General features: G+C 45.9%; 15 protein-coding genes. 6 read left to right on the top strand and 9 right to left on the bottom strand.

What is annotated here, in order from left to right:
* The first annotated feature begins 8 nt into the window (after positions 1 to 8).
* Positions 9 to 518 (top strand): tRNA adenosine(34) deaminase TadA, encoded by a 510-nt coding sequence (gene tadA / locus H6H02_RS04770; RefSeq protein ID WP_190815163.1) that lies wholly within the window; start codon positions 9 to 11, stop codon positions 516 to 518.
* Between the two features lie 151 nt (positions 519 to 669).
* Positions 670 to 1,452 carry a 1-acyl-sn-glycerol-3-phosphate acyltransferase gene (locus H6H02_RS04765; protein ID WP_190815161.1) on the top strand — a complete coding sequence of 261 codons (783 nt, stop codon included), beginning with the start codon at positions 670 to 672 and terminating at the stop codon, positions 1,450 to 1,452.
* Between the two features lie 178 nt (positions 1,453 to 1,630).
* Here the strand turns inward: H6H02_RS04765 and H6H02_RS04760 are convergent, their stop codons facing one another.
* The 4 genes from H6H02_RS04760 to H6H02_RS04745 form a co-directional block, all read right to left on the bottom strand.
* On the bottom strand, positions 1,631 to 3,736 hold the full coding sequence (locus tag H6H02_RS04760) for a S8 family serine peptidase (protein ID WP_190815159.1): 2,106 nt from the start codon (positions 3,734 to 3,736) through the stop codon (positions 1,631 to 1,633).
* Positions 3,737 to 3,961: 225 nt separating this feature from the next.
* Positions 3,962 to 6,262 (bottom strand): GAF domain-containing protein, encoded by a 2,301-nt coding sequence (locus tag H6H02_RS04755; RefSeq protein ID WP_190815158.1) that lies wholly within the window; start codon positions 6,260 to 6,262, stop codon positions 3,962 to 3,964.
* A complete protein-coding gene (locus H6H02_RS04750; RefSeq protein ID WP_190815156.1) occupies positions 6,259 to 8,871 on the bottom strand; it encodes a response regulator in 2,613 nt (870 codons plus the stop codon). The genes H6H02_RS04755 and H6H02_RS04750 overlap by 4 nt, the downstream gene beginning before the upstream one ends.
* Positions 8,872 to 8,984: 113 nt before the next feature.
* On the bottom strand, positions 8,985 to 9,161 hold the full coding sequence (locus H6H02_RS04745) for a hypothetical protein (RefSeq protein ID WP_190815154.1): 177 nt from the start codon (positions 9,159 to 9,161) through the stop codon (positions 8,985 to 8,987).
* 212 nt (positions 9,162 to 9,373) lie between these two features.
* On the opposite strand from H6H02_RS04745, the gene H6H02_RS04740 reads away from it, so the two are divergent.
* Positions 9,374 to 9,955: a Uma2 family endonuclease gene (locus H6H02_RS04740; RefSeq protein WP_190815152.1), complete on the top strand. Its 582-nt coding sequence runs from the start codon at positions 9,374 to 9,376 to the stop codon at positions 9,953 to 9,955.
* Positions 9,956 to 10,174: 219 nt separating this feature from the next.
* Here the strand turns inward: H6H02_RS04740 and H6H02_RS04735 are convergent, their stop codons facing one another.
* Positions 10,175 to 10,513, bottom strand: a complete 339-nt coding sequence (locus tag H6H02_RS04735) for a type II toxin-antitoxin system RelE/ParE family toxin (RefSeq protein ID WP_190815150.1) — start codon at positions 10,511 to 10,513, stop codon at positions 10,175 to 10,177.
* Complete coding sequence (locus H6H02_RS04730) at positions 10,497 to 10,760, bottom strand: hypothetical protein (protein ID WP_190815148.1); 264 nt, start codon at positions 10,758 to 10,760, stop codon at positions 10,497 to 10,499. The genes H6H02_RS04735 and H6H02_RS04730 overlap by 17 nt, the downstream gene beginning before the upstream one ends.
* A gap of 212 nt (positions 10,761 to 10,972) precedes the next feature.
* On the opposite strand from H6H02_RS04730, the gene H6H02_RS04725 reads away from it, so the two are divergent.
* The gene (locus H6H02_RS04725) at positions 10,973 to 12,247 is read left to right on the top strand and encodes a GTPase (RefSeq protein ID WP_190815146.1); all 1,275 of its coding nucleotides are present in this window, start codon (positions 10,973 to 10,975) and stop codon (positions 12,245 to 12,247) included.
* A gap of 206 nt (positions 12,248 to 12,453) precedes the next feature.
* Here the strand turns inward: H6H02_RS04725 and H6H02_RS04720 are convergent, their stop codons facing one another.
* The 3 genes from H6H02_RS04720 to H6H02_RS04710 all read right to left on the bottom strand — a co-directional run bounded on the left by H6H02_RS04720 (position 12,454) and on the right by H6H02_RS04710 (position 15,317).
* Positions 12,454 to 12,639, bottom strand: a complete 186-nt coding sequence (locus H6H02_RS04720; RefSeq protein WP_190815143.1) for a hypothetical protein — start codon at positions 12,637 to 12,639, stop codon at positions 12,454 to 12,456.
* Between the two features lie 184 nt (positions 12,640 to 12,823).
* Positions 12,824 to 14,047 carry a DUF4336 domain-containing protein gene (locus H6H02_RS04715; protein ID WP_190815455.1) on the bottom strand — a complete coding sequence of 408 codons (1,224 nt, stop codon included), beginning with the start codon at positions 14,045 to 14,047 and terminating at the stop codon, positions 12,824 to 12,826.
* A 379-nt stretch (positions 14,048 to 14,426) separates the two neighbouring features.
* Positions 14,427 to 15,317: a metallophosphoesterase gene (locus tag H6H02_RS04710; protein ID WP_242040561.1), complete on the bottom strand. Its 891-nt coding sequence runs from the start codon at positions 15,315 to 15,317 to the stop codon at positions 14,427 to 14,429.
* A gap of 621 nt (positions 15,318 to 15,938) precedes the next feature.
* Here H6H02_RS04710 and H6H02_RS27530 point away from each other — a divergent pair.
* Positions 15,939 to 16,070: a hypothetical protein gene (locus H6H02_RS27530; protein ID WP_277922519.1), complete on the top strand. Its 132-nt coding sequence runs from the start codon at positions 15,939 to 15,941 to the stop codon at positions 16,068 to 16,070.
* A gap of 377 nt (positions 16,071 to 16,447) precedes the next feature.
* Complete coding sequence (locus H6H02_RS04705; protein ID WP_190815139.1) at positions 16,448 to 17,089, top strand: hypothetical protein; 642 nt, start codon at positions 16,448 to 16,450, stop codon at positions 17,087 to 17,089.
* Positions 17,090 to 17,095 lie beyond the last annotated feature (6 nt).

The raw sequence follows: 17,095 nt of genomic DNA, 5'->3' as shown, positions 1-17,095 counted from the left end.
GTACGAGCATGGCTATTGAGATTCCGCCACCGGGAATTGAGGATACTGCGTACCTAGTTCACCGACAATGGATGATTCGAGCGCTAGAACTTGCCGAGAAGGCGGGTGATGCGGGGGAAGTGCCCGTGGGAGCAGTGATTGTTAGCGCAGATGGTCACTTGATTGCAGAGGCCGAAAATCGCAAAGAACGTGACAAAGACCCAACTGCCCACGCTGAGATTTTAGCTCTTCGAGCCACTGGGCAAGCAATGCAGAACTGGTACCTTAACCAATGTACCCTCTACGTCACCTTAGAACCTTGCCCCATGTGCGCCGGTGCGATTGCGCTTGCACGTCTTCAGCTTCTCGTTTACGGTGTGGACGATCCAAAAACTGGCGCGATTCGTACCGTTGCCAATATTCCAGATAGCGCTTGCTCTAACCACCGCTTGCCGGTCATAAGTGGTATCTTAGAGTCTGCCTGCCGCCAACATCTGCAATCCTGGTTTGCCCAGCGGCGTTTAAAAAGTCAAAAGTAAATAGGCAAAAGGTAAAACAAAAAAATTGCTCTTATTTATGATTACTTTCACTCTGCTAATGACAGCATGAGAACTGTCCTTCTTGTAGAAGACAGATGCCGTAATCATATATAAGGTGGCATTATGGATGCTGTGAGAAGTTTTATTCGTGATGACTCAGCCCGACCCCTCTGAACAAACGATAGAGACACCGAAACCAGTCAAGGTAGTTCCTGTTACTTCCCGTGTTTTACCTTGGCTAGCTTCTTTAGGCTATAAGGTGACGAAATATCTTGTCATACCGTTTTATTTTGGTAAAGCCGAAGTCACCGGACAAGAGAATATCCCTGCTACCGGACCAGTGATTCTGGCTCCTACCCATCGCTCTCGCTGGGATGCATTTGTGGTGCCTCACGCGGCTGGACAACCTGTGACGGGTCGTGACCTGCGGTTTATGGTTTCCGCGGATGAAATGAAAGGGTGGCAAGGCTGGTTCATCAGCCGTATGGGAGGGTTTCCAGTGGATACCCGCAATCCCGGAGTTGGCACTTTTCGTCATGGCGTCGAAGTTCTCCGTCGGGGTGAAGTGCTGGTCATCTTCCCAGAGGGCGGCATCTATCAAGACAAAGACGTTCACCCCCTGAAGACGGGTTTAGCTCGTATTGCCTTGCAAGTAGAATCCAGTCAACCCGAGTTGGATGTGAAAATTGTGCCCATCAGCGTCCGTTACGGCAGCTCAGTACCCCATTGGGGCTGCGGTGTCAAAATTCACATTGGTTCGCCGATTTCAGTAGCGGATTATTGCAGCAATACGCCAAAACAAAGTGCGAAAAAGCTAACCGCCGATTTAGAAGCAGCGCTTAAACAGATAGATGGATGCGAAGTAGAAGAGGTGGATACGCTCCAGGCTGCACCCCCCTTAGAGAAAGTATCGGGCGCTCAGTCATCGTTTTAACATCTCTATCGAAATTCTCATTTATTCGCGAACAAAAGCTTTTAGGTAATTGGTAATGGGAGACGACCCATTACTCAATTACCATTACCGCTATTTTTATAGATCAAGCACCATCCTCTGATTGCCGATATTGGGCGTAGTAGGGACAGTGCCATACCCTTACAGCCGTAACCCTATATCAGATGCCCAAGGTTAATTCCCAACTGTTCAAAGTCCCCGTATCCATTTGGGCGTAATCCACCACCCCCAGATGCCAGACGCCTGCTGCGGATTTGTTGAGGAATTCCTTGAGTGCAGGTGTATTTTGCAGAGTGTAGGTGGCTTGCAATTGAGTTGTAGAACCCAGTGTGCGACCTTGCAACAGCACCGTAATCCCGTTAGGACTTCTCAAACTAACCTCAATATCCCCCAAAAACTCGTGTTGAATGTTGAGGCTGACTTGGATCTCTCGTAGGGGGCTGGGGTAGGTTACATTAATTGGGCTGGTAACGCCTTGCAAATTATAGTCGGGAATGAGGATGAGGTTGTCGTTGCGTCCGTGCAAGACTTGGGAGGCTTGTGATGGTTGGGCGCGCTGCTGTTGGGCAGCTTGAACAGCTTTAAAAGCATTGATCTTGCCATAGCCGAACCACTGAGAGAAACCGTTTGCATCGTAACTGCCCAATCGAAAAGCTAATTGGGGGTCGGGGTCGGGGTCAACTACTTTGTCAGCGGTTTGTTGCAGAATTTGCCTAACTTCTTTTGCAGTTAAATCGGGATTAGCTGACAGAATCAAGGCAGCGACGCCTGCGACCACGGGACAAGCACTGGAGGTGCCGCCGAAGTCACTAGTGAAGTTGCTGCTGCCGTAGCCAGCGGCTCCCAGTCGGTCAGTGGTAAAGATTCCTAATCCTAACAGCACTGCTCTGACTTCGGGGGCGGTACTGACATAGCCGGTTTGTTCAAACCACATTCCCGGCGGCGCATTGTTGCTGGGGGCACAGACAGAGATGTTGGTTCCCCAGTTGCTGTAGGCAGATTTTTTGTTGAGGCTGGTACAAGCAGAAACTGCGATCGCATCTGGATGAACGGTGAAACCACCTAGCCACTGAGTCGGACCTTTTAGCAGGTTATTCTGCCATCCCTGTTCGTTAATCGTGCCGCTGATGGGGCGATTCGCATTCCCGGCAGCAAAGACAATGACACAGCCTTTACCGTCTCGTCCTTCGGTTGCGGCACGAGTTAGGGCGGCGCGTTGCCGCAGAGAGAGGGGGAAGTAAACGGCTGCTGGCCCCCAGCTACAGGAAATGACCGCAGCACCGTTGTTAGTAGCCCAATCAAAGAGCTGTTCGATGGTTTCGTCATCTAGATAGCCGGTGGTGCGAAGGGGCATCAGGGCACAGCCTGGGGCAACTCCCACAATGCCGGTGCCGGTTTCTTCTGCAACTGCAACCCCAGCACAAGCGGTTCCGTGGTTTTCATTGTCGTCTTCAGGTAGCGGCAAGAAGTCTTGTTCTTTGAAATCTTTAGGGGCAACAATTTTGCCGGTTCCCTGAAAATCTGGGTGGTTGAGGTCAAAGCCATCATCTGCCACTGCGACAACGATGGAACGGATGCCTTTGGTGATATCCCAGGCTTTCTCAACTGAAATGTGAGAACCCGCTGCTATCTGAGATCCGCCAAGGTTGTTGAGATACCATTGCTTGGGATAGAGGGAATCTTTAGGTCGGTAGTGCTTTTCTTGTCGAACAACGATATTGGGTTCGGCGGTGAGTACCTCTTTTCGACCGATTAAGCGATTGGCAATTTTGATCGGATTTTCTTGTGCTTGCGGACTGACCTCGAAGATGAAGGTGTTAGGAATCCCGCTGACGGGTCGCAGCAATTGTAAGCCAAATAAGGATGCGATCGCTCTTTGGGTTTCTTCATTCACGGATGGGACAAATTGAATTGTCACCTGATCCGTTAGGTAAACTAACGTCTGTGGATTCTCTTTAAGTTTATAGACGTGACTGGCAAAGGCGACATCCTCTGATTGTCGTGCCACTTGCATGGCTTCGTCTCGCTGGGATGGGGCAACAATAAATTCTTGTAGAGGAGGAGCGATTCCGCTTTTACCGGGAATTTCGTGGTGAGCTTGGGCGGGAATTGTTTGCGCCAACTCCTCAGATGCAGTGTCGGAGGTGGCGGGGCGAACCGTGAAGCGATCGCTCACTTTTTCCAGCGCCAGTTCTTCTCCCCCCCGCTGTAAAATTTGACCCACACTTTCTTCTGGAACACCACCGGCAGACTGATAATTAGTCATTGGTAAAAATCTAACTTTTAAGTTTTACTTTTAATTTTTATTCTCTATAGTAATCTAGATTTTTATAGGTTGTTTTTATCTCTTTCTTTGCGTTTTACCGCCAAGAAAACGCATAGCTATGGCATAGTTTTCCTATCGCTTGTATTTTTGTGGGATTGAATGACATATTTAATAGTTTTGCGAGTTTTTTTCAAATAAAATTAATTTTTGACAATTTTATCAATTTCATGCAATCGGCAATTCCACTAAGAAACAGGTATTTTCAGATGTACTTTGAACCTTAATCACTCCTCCTAAATAAGCTACCATTTTTTGGACAAGTGCCAATCCTAAACCAGTTCCGCCATGCTTCCACGGGTCATGACTTGGAATTCGGTAGAACTTATCAAATATTCGAGAAATTTCATTTGTGGGAATTTCAATACCAGAATTAGTCACGCAAATTTGCAGGATTTCCGATTTAGCTCGAACAGCGATTGTAATTTTTTCTTCTGGTGGTGTATATTTACAAGCATTTGTCAACAACTCAGTAAGGATACGTGCCAAACTGAATGGATCGGACACCAAAATGGGGAGTTCTTCGGGAATATCTACTTGTAAAATTTGCTTATATTTTTGAGTTCGCTGTTCAAAAGGTTCTATGATATGGGGAATCCAGTCTTGTAAACGGATTGTAGTTTTTTCTAAAGGATGCGCCCCGGCATTGAGTTGCTGTAAGTGCAGTAGGTCGTTAATTAAGTTCATTTCTCGGTCGCACTCATCATTCAGCAACGTGAAATAGCGATAAGCAGGATGATTTTCTGGATTTTGATTGATGATGTGATTCTCACACCAATCGTCCTTTTTTTCCATCAAAACCTCCAACATTTGAATTGCCATTTTCATGTTAGAAACCGGGGTGCGTAACTCATGAGAAACTGTACTCAGAAAATCATCTTTGAGCTGATTGAGTTTTTCTAATTCCTCTACTTGAGTCAGTGAAGCTTGGTAAAGTCGGGCTTGTCTAATCGCGATCGCGCATTGATTCGCAACCTGCTGTAATAAGCGAATCTCTAAGTCGTTAAAAATATATTCCCGATCGTTTAATAACCACAGATCGCCCAAAACCCCTTGGTTATCAAAAATCGGACAAGCTAAAACTGAAAATTGACCAGAATTCGGCTGAATGGGATTGGGACCGAGCTTGCAAAATTGCAGATACTTTCCTTGCAACAATTGGGAGTAAATCGCCGGATTACTTGCCATTTGAATTTCGCTTCCCTCAGATGAAGGCATAGAGAGCGTATACTCATAGCAAACGGTGGAAGTAGCCCCATTAATGTCATATAACGCCGTATCGCAGTATTTAACTGCCAGCACTTGTGCTAATTCTTGCACGGCTGTTTGCAAAATATGGCTTTCATCAAGGCTGTCACGCACTTTATCAGTAATGCGTTTAAGCATCGCTTCAAACTTGAGAGCTTGCTGCAACTGACTAGTGCGTTCCTGTACCTGGTGTTCGAGGTTTGTATTGAGCCGCTGCACCTGTTGGTAAAGTTCAGATTGTTGGATGGCGATCGCTACTTGGGTTGCCAACGCAGAAAGGAAGTCAATTTCCCACGCTTGCCATTGTCGGGGTTGCGAACAGTGATGAGCAATCAACAGCCCCCATAGTTCAGTGTTATCCGTGCTGAGGGGTAAAGGCTGGGAGCTTCCCGACTCCCCTTCTTCCGTTTTGAGTTCTTGCCCCTCAGCTCTATTTTGCAGGATGGGCACCACCAAATTCGCTTTAACTTGCAACTGAGAGACTAAATCGATGTAACACTGTTTCAAACCAGCGTTGTGGATATCCTCCGTAGCTCGGATACGACCGTGTTTGTAAGGCTCGACATAGCTACTCGCAAAGCACGGATCTAAAATGGTTTGCCCTAAGATAGCAGTCCAGCGTTCATCTACAGATTCCACCTCTACGATGCCACTCCAATCCGGATTGAAGCGATAAATAATCACTCGATCGGTTTGAAGAAATTGCCGGACTTCGTTGGCTGTAGTACTGAGAATTTCCTCTAAGTTCAAAGACTGGCGGATGCGTTCTAGCATCGCTCCCATGAGCCGTTGTTGCTGATTTTGCTGTCGTAATTCTTCTGTTGCTCGACTCGCTTGGAGGAGACGACGCATCCGTTGGCGCAACACTGCCCAGTGAACCGGCTTAGTCACGTAATCGGTAGCACCTGCCTCAAATGCCTGATTGACGGATTCTCGGTCATCAAGGCTGGTAATGATTAAGACAGGTGTGCGATCGCCTTGAGGAAGCGATCTTAACTGGCTACAGCAAGTAAAACCATCCATAATTGGCATCAATGCATCTAGCAACACAATATCTGGATGTAGGCTCATGTAGACAGCTAAGCCTTCTTCTCCATCACTTGCCTCTACTACTGTGTAGCCTTCTTGCTCCATCATGCCACGCAGCTGCATCCGCGTGAATCGGTCGTCGTCAACAATCAGGACGAGGGAGGAATCTGATTCATGGCAAGTAATATTCATCGCTGGCTCGATTGTGCTTCCATCTGCAAAGCCGCCTTCACCTTTTCATACTCTGTTTTGATCTGTACAACAATTTTGGATGCACCTGCAATTTCTCCAGCTCGACTCATCGCTTCGAGCTGTGTACACAAAGTAGCCAATTGTATTGCACCAAGAGACGCACTGCTGGCTCTCAAGGTATGAGATGCGTGCCTGAGCGCGATCGCATCCTTGTCACTTACCCCCGCTCCCATTGCTTGCAGCAGTTTAGGAGCATCTTCTAAATAGCAATTAATCAATTGAGTTAATAAATTTGAGGCGTTCCCTCCCACTGTTTTAGCAAATGCTTCCAAGGTCTTCGCATCAATAGGAGTACTGAATGATCCTGTTACTTCACTACCCAGACCAGACTCAGTATTACGTGGAGTAGCGGCTTCGCTCTCTATCTTTTTGTCTCCCCTACTCGCCCACGTCCCTGCTTTTTTATACCTCAGCAAAGCCTGAACTAACTCTTCTTTTCGCAGTGGCTTGCTGATATAGTCGTCCATGCCAGCTTCTAGACACGCTTCGCGATCGCCTTGCATCACATTTGCCGTCATGGCAATAATCCAAGGTTTTTTAGTGCTACTGGTTGCCAACCCTTCTTGGCAGATGTTACGACTCGCCTCTAACCCATCCATGTCTGGCATCTGCACATCCATTAGTACCAGATCGTAGGGTTGACGCTGCAAGGCTTCTAGCACTTCTAAGCCATTTTCAACAACATCGGCTCGATACCCCAACTGTTGAAGTAAGTGCAAAGCAACCTTCTGGTTTACCCGATTGTCCTCGGCTACAAGAATTCGTAGGGGAAGACTTTCGGCAAATTGGAGCTGAAGCTCAGGTAAAGGAAAGGGCGTGTGTTGCACCTTTATCGGCTCTTGTGTCAACAGATCGCTCAAGGTATTGTAAAGCTGAGATTGTTTAATTGGCTTATTCAGGCAGGTTGCAAATTTTACTTTATCTAACTGTTTTTCTCCTGCTTCTTTACCAAACGTAGTCAACATCACCACGGGTAATACTTGAGCATTCGGTAAGGAGCGAATTTCTGTCGCTAGGCTCAAGGCATCCATGCCTAAAATTTGCCTATCGAGAATTGCCGCATCAAAACGCTCACCTTGACGAAGCCAGTTTAAAGCTTGGGCACCCGATTCAGTTGCCTTCGTCATCATTCCCCAAGATTGCGTTTGTAAAATCAAATTCTGGCGGCTGGTAGCATTGTTATCCACAATCAACAGCCGTTTTCCAGATAACTGCGGCTGGACAGCATTAAGTTCGACAAGCGGACAGCCAGGAAAAGATTGGGCGATGATCGTAAAATAAAAGGTGGAGCCGCTTCCAACTTCACTTTCAACCCACATCCGACCCCCCATCATTTCACTCAAGCGTTTGCTAATCACCAGCCCCAACCCCGTGCCCCCATATTGACGGCTGGTAGAAGATTCAACCTGGCTAAACGACTTAAATAACCGATGCATTCGCTCTGAAGGAATACCAATTCCGGTATCTTGCACAGAAAATTGGATTTCGTAATACGTATTGGGTAATGAATCAGGAGAAATCTGCGATCGGTTTTCTTGCCAGTTACTGATTGTCGATTCCCGATTAACCATAACTTCGGTTGCTGTTACTGAAACCACAACTTCCCCGGCAGACGTGAATTTAACCGCATTACTCAGCAAATTCACCAAAACTTGGCGCACTCTAACTTCATCCCCCAGCAAGATGCTAGGGGTTCCTGTCTCAATTCGGTAAGCAAGTTCCAAGCCTTTTTCACAAGCATGAGGAGCGAGTAAATCTAAGGCAGCTTCAATGCAATCTAACAAGGTTAAAGGTTGTTCTTCTAATTCCAGTTTCCCAGCTTCGATTTTTGAAAAGTCGAGAATGTCGTTAATAATTGTTAGTAAGGAATTACCACTGCTACTGATAATCTCGACAAACTTTCGTTGCTGGAACGTTAGTTCTGTATCCAATAGTAGTCCCGCCATTCCAATTACTCCGTTCATCGGAGTCCGAATTTCATGGCTCATCATTGCCAGAAATTCGCTTTTAGATCGTGTTGCCTCCAATGCTGCCATTCGCAGGGCAACTTCAGTTTGTACGGCTTTTTGAGCGGCAAGTCGCAGTTCCAATTCATCAACGACAATAGCAGCTAAGTCTTTGAGGGTTTGCTTTTCTGCCTCGGTAACTTGACGGGGTTGATGGTCGATTACACAGATAGTTCCTAAGTTGAAACCATCGCGTGTGTGCAAGGGAGCTGCCGCGTAAAAGCGAAGTCCAAATTCCCCAGCTACTAAGGAATTCGCTAACGTGCGGGGATCTATTCGGGCATCCAGCACGGTGTAAACTTCTTGTTGCAAAATCGCACTGGCACACAGTCCAGGTTCCCGTTCAATTTGCTGAACTTCTAGCCCATGATGGGATTTAAACCAGATTCGGTCATGGTCAACGATGCTAATGATGGAAATCGAGACATTAAAAAACCGGGCAGCTAGGGCTGTAATTCGGTCAAATGCTCCATCCGGAGGTGTGTCAAGAATGTCGTAGCGACTTACTGCGGCGAGCCGCTCAGCTTCGTTCGAGGGGATCATTGTTGTATCTATATCAACTATCAATGAATTACCTGGCTGACATACCTGCGGGTAGATGCCATTTCCATCCTTGTCTATATTTTTGCAGTTCGATCAATTTCTAATTTTTGTTTTTAGAATTGCTCGGAAACTGGCAAACCAGCCCATATTAATTCCTTTTTGAGGGCTTTGAGTTGCTGTTGATCCACAAGTAGCGCGTCTGAGCCGAGCGTTTCTTGCCGAGAGGGTTGGAAGGTTGCGCTGGTAGCGATCGCTTTAAAAACGACTGCATTAAGACCCCACAGTATCACTACTTTAACAAGTTCTACGGTCGTTACTTTCCCTTTCTCTATCTAGGGGAGTACAGGATGAATCAGGTGTGTTTCCGGGTATACAACCGTCAGTAACAAATGAGCGATCGCTCTTTACTTGTGTCAACTGAATCTGAAGCCAAGCTCGGCAATGCTTTGTTAAAGTTGGTTACAGATTGCCGAAGTAGCCACTCGTTTTAAAAAAATACCCAATGACTATTAGCAAAAAATTCTACATCTCAAAAGAAGATTATCTAGAGGGAGAGCAAGTCAGCCCTATCAAACATGAGTATAGGCGAGGGCAAGTTTATGCAATGTTAGGGGCAAAGAAGCCTCATATTATTATTGCTAGCAACCTAGTAAGAATATTGGGCAATCACCTCAATAATAGTCCTTGCCTTGTTCTCTCCTCGGATATCAAAGTTAGGCTAGAGTCAGCAGACTGCTATTATTATCCCGATGTTGCAGTAACTTGCGATGAACGGGATACAAACTCTACAGATGACTTCATCCTCTATCCCATTTTGGTCATTGAAGTGCTATCTCCCTCAACAGCAGCTTTTGACAGAGGAGAGAAATTTGCTGACTATCAAACGTCGCCATCTTTACGAGAATATGTGTTAATTCATCAATCTCAGATGAGTGTCGAGTGTTTTCGCCTTTCCGACTCAGGCGATTGGGTTTCTCAAATTTACCGCCAAGGAGATGAAGTTTGCTCTGAAAGTATCGATTTTCGCTGCGATATTGCCTCCATCTATCGAAAAGTCGCTGGACTTCAGAATGTTGATGCGTGAATATGAAAGCGATCGCTATCTTTTCTCAACCGATTTTGAAACTAATTCAGTGAAAACAATTAAACTAAAAACTTGTGTGCTATTCCACGAAACCCAACATTTACAAAGATTTGCTGGGTAACGCTTACCCTTTACTGAAGGCGAATCAGGTTGATGATTAAGGGAAGAAATTTCCCCACCGATAATAACCTCGAACCGGCACCCTCACCGACGACCTATTTAAACTTCATCTCCTATATCGTCTAGGTCATCTACAGTTAATGGTGCTTGAACACTATGGCGGACGTACAATACATAGACTGTAGTATCTCGAATAGTAAACAACACTCGATATATATTTTTGGCTTTCCCGTAAAGTAACTGCCGGACTTCCTCGGTAAAAATTTCGTGTTCAACTGCTAAGGCACAGCGCTGGGGTTTCTCTTGGAGTGTTGCGATCGCGTTCATCAACCCTCGAAACCAGCGATCGGCAAATTCGGGATTACGCTCTCGATACCATTGGTAGGCTTGCTCGATCTGAGCTTCAGCAATCGGGGTAATTTCAACCTGAAATGTCATACTTTTGCTGCATTTCTTGGATGAAATCTCCAATAGGGCGAGTTTGACTGCGCTCTAGTTCCTCAAAGCCTTGCTGAATACCTGCAATCGTTTCTAACTGATCGATTAGTTGGCGTACTTTGGTGGGATCGATTTTGCCCGGATCGAGAAAGGTGATCAGAACTTGGGTGCGATCGCTCACATCCTGTGGCAGTTCGGCAAGTTCAATTTGTCCGTTCTGATAAATTCCTTCGACAGTTTTTAGCATAAGTAGCAATAGGGTTGATAGTTCTCTCAATTGTAATAATTCTCGCCTGTGCTATCTATTGCGATCGCCTCAGCAATATCCTCTTCCCCTGCGCCCAAGATTAGTGTTTTGCAAGAGGGTAAATTTTAATTTCATTACCGTCTTTTCCTCAAAATAGCTGATACCTCCTCTAGAAGCTCTGCGGAAAACACGGATGCCTAAACGACTTGGCGATGGCTACAGTGACAAAAGTATACAAACTAGAGAGCTGTAGCTTCTATATGACGGTGTTGAACTTTGGCAAGAAATTTCCACAAGCTTTAAGTCAATTTAAGCGTTGTAACGTTCTAGTTATTGGAAATACTGGTGTTGGAAAAAGTACACTGATTAGTAGCCTATTCCAAATTCCAATCAGCAACTCTGTCACTCCAGCTATTTCCGATAAGCCATATACTAAGCCAGGATTGCCAATTGCTGTGTACGACGCACCTGGGCTTGAGACGGGCAAAAAGCAACGCGAGAAGGTAAAGCAAGATATTGCCAATTTCATCAAACAAAAGAATCAAAAAGAACCGGAAGACCAGATTCATGCTGTATGGTACTGTGTGGACTCTCATGTTGTGAGAGAATCTCAAATTGAACAGCAGTGGATTGCTTCAATTGCCAAAGAATTGCCAGTTATCGCTGTTATTACTCGTGCCTCAGGTGTTGAGAAAGACTGGTTACACTCTTACTTGGAAAGTATTCCGAGTATTCGGAATGTTGTACCAATTATGGCAAGGAGAGAAACAACACATCACTATGACATTAATTCTTATGGTTTAGATGCTTTGCTAGATGCAACTGAAGATATGCTTGAGGAAATCGCTCAAAAAGCAATTTTGAATACAGTGAACGCTAAAGCAAATTTAGCCTTTGGCTGGTGTAGAGATGGATGTACTAAAGTTCTAGCGTCTCAATTTTTGCCTATTTCAATTTTAAAAAAAACTACCGCATCAGGGTTGCAAGTTTGGATGTTCGCCGATATTTCTAAAAGTTTTGGTTATCAGTTTGAGCGGACTCTTTTGACTGAATTGTGTGCAGTAAGCGTTGGTGCAGTCGGTTTCGACAATTTTATTGAAGAAGCTCTCAAGAACTTACCAGGAATTGACTACAACAATATTCAAACAGTTAAAGACGTACTATTTCATCTTACGACAAGACTGGAACATGCAGCAGGAACATTACCTTTTAAGGAACAGTTAGTGGAGATGCTGTCAGGTCTTGGTGATTGTAAGCTCGTAAGTGGTTTGCCAATCCTATCATGCCTTACGGCAATTACTACAACTCTTGCCACGGGATTTTTGGCAGTTACCTATATCGAGACAATGAAAACCTACAAAAAGGCTGAGTATGAAGGACAACCTACGCCAGAGCTGAAAGAGGTTTTTGTTGAACAAATGCAACAGTTAATGGGGTTTATTCGCCAATTGCAGGGAGGTGGATGGTCTCCTAGTTTTGTAAACTAACCCAACGACTTAACTTATGGAAGTTTTCAGCCACTGAAGTACATATTCTTTGTAGGGGCGAACGGCTGTTCGCCCTTTCTTTGTGTTTGATAAATTAAATATACTCGCCCAAAGCCGAAGCAGCAGGAGAAGCGAGCGCTCCGCTCCTATGTTAGTCAGGGTAATTAGTCCTACAGCAATACTTAATCAACATATTCCTGCCCGTCTTATTGAGCAGTTGTTTCAATTAAGTTGAGATTATAGTCATAGCAGGTATAGAAATAGTTTTGAGCATGACTACACAAACCTGTCCCATTTGCCATACTGAGGTGACGCCTTCTCTTAGATACCCGGAATACATTTGTGGTGACTGTCGCAGCAAAGCGACAGATATTAGTGGCAGAAAACTGCATTTTTACAATAGTTCCATGTCAGGTGGATACATCGCATATTATGCAGACAGCAACGACGAAGAAGAATACAAAAGCCACTTCTGCTATATAGATGGAATCAAATGCAGAGCTGACGAAGGAAGAGTTGGGGGTATAGTGATTGAAGTATATTCAGGCTAAGAACCTAATTGTAAAAATCACCGACTCATACCTTTTCCTTCTGTGGCGATGTGATGCCGCGCTTAGTCAAATTTACTTCCAGTTCCCGGATAAATTCAAAGTCCTCCTCAGGCAAAGGCTGACTTCCAGCCCCCAAGAAACCCTCACCGATAGAAGACTTCTTCTTCAGGAAGGTGAACGCCCGCCGGAACTCATGGGGAGTTGCCTGAATCGGCGCATCAAAGTGGCAGGGAATAATTCGCTGGAAATTCCAGCTTGCTACCTCGTCTGCCCAATCAAGAACTGCCTGAGGCGCTTGGGTGAAAATGAACGATTGCAGAATCGGTGCCACGAACGGGCGACCGCCCCCTCGCAGAGCCTCAAAGGACTGCTGCCACTGAGCCTTCCATTTAAAGGGAAACCAACCGAAATACGCCTTCTTTGACCGATCCGGTGCTTTCAGGGCATCGCGCAAAGCTTGCCCCTGCCCGCTCATCTCCAAGGCGCTAGGACGTAGGTACAGAGCAAACAGCGCAATGCGCTGCCATCCCTTGCGACGATTCGCCTCAGTATCTTCTACCCGTTCCAAGGCGCTATCTCTGGCGTGGAACAGCAAGGGATATGGGTCAACTTGGACAATCTCTGGCGGAGACTCTGGCACCGAAAGTACCGAATCAGTCAGCAGCAGCGTGCGCGATCGCTTGTGCAATAAAGCCACTTCTTCAAAGGACCCTCGCCCCAAGTCGATGCTCAGCACCGCATAATTAAAATCCTCAGCAAAGGGCGCATCCTTGCTATTCTCCGGAAGTACGTGAGTCCGTTTGCTAGGGAAACCAAGCCAACTCAGCGGCAGATTCACTGGAAAGCTCCATTGGTTCTCAGTCACAAACACCTGTGCCACAGGAAAGCGTCTGGCGAACGGACCCACGAAGACCTTGTGTTCTAAGCCAGAAGCAGTTGGCAGGATGATGTACTTAACATCGCCGTATTTCGCCTCTAACTCCTGAACCAGCCGGATACACTCTTTGGTCGCTGCAACTGGGGCATAGACGAGAAGACCTCCTTCTGAGAGCTTAACGACGGTCATGCGAATCGGTACGACAGTGTAGAGGATGCCCTGCATCTGGTCAAAAGTCCAGATCGTGTCCTTCACGACTTCTTTGCGGATTGTCCGCCGCCGACTGTATGGGTAGAGTGGTACAGCCAGCCAGAAAGGCCATGACCAATCCCCAGGTTTGACACTCAAACTATCTTGCCCCTGCCCAAACATCTGTGTCCTCAATAGGTGCGTCTGGTGCGCTTTCTTTAGTGGTTCTATCCACTCCACGACCCCTTCCCCTTCTTCACGAATGCTGATGCTTGTGTTTGTCGAATTTCTAGCGGCTAGAAGAAAGCAAATTTTTGACTCTATTACTTACTTTTTATCTAAAATCTAGATCCTCATGACAATTAGACTGTAAACGAACGCTCGTTTTCTACCCTATTAGGATCAATACTTTCCGGATAAAGCAGACCAAACCCCCTCACAAGGATAGGTTTTTTAGATTTGACTAAAGGAGCGGGAGAGTGCAGGAGTGGGAGAAAGCTGATTTTTCCGTAGATGATTCATTCCCTTGCCCCCTTTGCCCTTGAAAAAAATTTATAACCAATTATTCTGACTTTGCTCCAGTCAGGACAACAACGCGGCTGTCTACATTGAGAACTTGGACTCCTGGGAATAAAGTAGTCATCGGCACCTTCCAATGAGAGTGACCACAAATGACTAACAACTCGTTCGCTGCGGCAAGTTCAGCACGAATTGACTGATTTCCCATAAGTTTCGCCTCTGGATCGTTGGGGCCTTCATGCAAAATTAGGATATTGGGTAATTCCTTGAGCAGTTGGCGAAGGGCTTGATGAAAATCTTTTTCTGAACGACGCCAAAGTTTAGTAGGCTTGCCGATAATCCCTGAGATGCCAGCGATACGAAATCCATCAACCACAGCGATTTCACCATCTAAATAGCGGATACCTCGCCCCTTTTTAAAGGTTTGAATTTCCTCTGGCGTGTTTCCCAAGATGTCATGGTTTCCTGCAACTCCAGCAACCCAACGAAAACGACGACTGAAAGATTGCCAGACTTCGCGGACATCTCCCTCACCGCCACGCTTATCACTTCGTGCGTAAAGATCGCCTGCCAAGATAATTCCTGTTTTCTGTGGTGATGGAATCCGTCCCAGGTTCGCTAAAGTTTCTAATTCTTCCGCGACACGATGACCGAGAAGGCGTCCATCTGTGGGATTGATACCCTGTAAATCGCTAGCGATGATGATGGCGTCTAAGCCAGGTGGAAGTGAGTCAGCTTCTGCCGATAAAATCGGTAAAACTTGCTCAACCACCTGGAGATGACCTGCCGCAGCAGCGGTAATAAAGGGGATTTCATGAATGGGTTGGTCGGAAATAGAAGCAATCCGCATAGGGCTTAAGGGTAGCGTTTGCCTTGAAAAGACGTTGTCATCTTGACGCCAGTTCAACTGCGAAATTGCTGCTATTCCTGGCATTGAGCGATTGGAAGCAAGATGTAGGTTTATATCAAACCTACATTATTTAAACGTTTTATAAAAGCAGGCGTCTACTGTATTGCTCGTAAATTTGGTTTAGACGTGTCCAAAAGACCAGCTTTTGGTTTCAATAGAGTGCTAAACCTTGAAGCTTTAAAAGTAAGTTCACTGCTTCATCATGAGCTTGCGCCTGGGATTTTTCTAGTAGCCGAGCGACATCCTTCCAAGCATCGGTTTCCCGTTTAGCTAACGCCTCTAACTCTTTGATATTCTTTACCTCGGCTTCTTAGTTTTGCCTAATCGTTTCCTATTTCTCCTGTTATTCTGCCCCTTAAAATAACTACTTGATAGTCCTTTTTGGCTGGCTTCTGAGTTGAGCCGCAGAGATTAATTGAAAGTTTTTTGAAGGCTGGAAACAAATCCTTCTCGAAAATTGAAGTGCGATTGCTACTTGATTTGCTAGCAGCTCGTACTAAATATTCATCTACTTCAAATAAATCCACAAAAGTGCTACTTAATGAGTGGTTGAAAGAGAGCAAGTAAGCAACCCCGCGATAGATAGATGCGGCTTCGATACTGCACGAGCAGAGGGAACCATCATATCGGGCAAGATCATAGAAGATGCGATCACTATCGCTGCATCAACCCGTTCAATATCCTGTTCGTGTACAAGATATTGAGGTGCTGGGAAATCGCTACGGACTGAAGCCGATCGCGCGATCGCCCGATTATCTGCATTTAAGCCAAAAATAGCGCATCAACCCTTAGGGGAACTTCTAGCGCGAGATGAACGGGTGACGGCGATTTCAACCATCAGGGACAAGGTGCAAGTTGACGGAACAAGACTACATACCCAGTTGAAATCCTTGACTCTGCCCAAATTTGCAGTCTTTTATCAGATTAGATGGAATTGCTCTGGGGATATTCGAGCTTTGGTGCGGAAAATCTCTACCCTTATTTTTTATATTATTAAAGAATATTCGGAAACTTTTTTATCGTTTTGTCAATCTAAACAGGGCATGACTTTGGGAATTTAGCAGTGGCTGGTCTTAAACTTGGTGAGTCCGACAATGTTAAGATACCCAAAGTTTGTCATCATTCTGTTTTCAGCCCCCTAATAGGGTTATTTTATGGTATCTTCTGGAACTGCTCGTCGCCTCGGTTTTACCTGCCTTGCTGGTCTACCTTTAACAGTGTCTTTGGCTCTGCTACAACCCCCCGTGCAGGCTCAGAACCAAATCCCTGCTCTACCAGAAGACACCAGCCAAACACAACCAGACTTAACCGACCCCAACAATCTACGCCCGATCGATCCGGACAGTGGCTTATTGAGTATGGCAGGAGGGAACCGTTTGCTGAGTGAGGCAGATAGTGCTGTATCTTCGCAGAACTATACTCTAGCTGCCAAGAAGCTCCAAGAGGCTCGTCAGGTGTTCAACCAGTTGTCCAATTTCTATCAACAACTGGGTTCTAGTTTTTCGGGAATTGATAATCGAGTTTACGAGAGCCAGCGCCGCAAGGCTGTAGAAGCGGCTCAACTTCGAGATCGGGCAACTTATCAGCTGGCGCTGGTCCATCGAGCGCAAAATCAGCCAGATTTGGCAGTACCTTTGTTAATTCAGATTGTTCGCAGTCAGCAGCCGACACGGGATCTGGGCAAAAAAGCTTATCAGCAGTTGCTAGAAATTGGGTTTATCGATGCTCCTGATTCTGCACCGGCTAGTTCTTCGAGCGATCGCTCAAACTCCTCTTCCTCTGCACCTAAACGATAGATTAGA

The organism is Coleofasciculus sp. FACHB-1120 (genome assembly GCF_014698845.1).
Taxonomy (GTDB): domain Bacteria; phylum Cyanobacteriota; class Cyanobacteriia; order Cyanobacteriales; family FACHB-T130; genus FACHB-T130.
The sequence above is the reverse complement of the archived record's forward strand: the minus strand, read 5'-3'. Positions and strand labels throughout refer to the sequence as shown.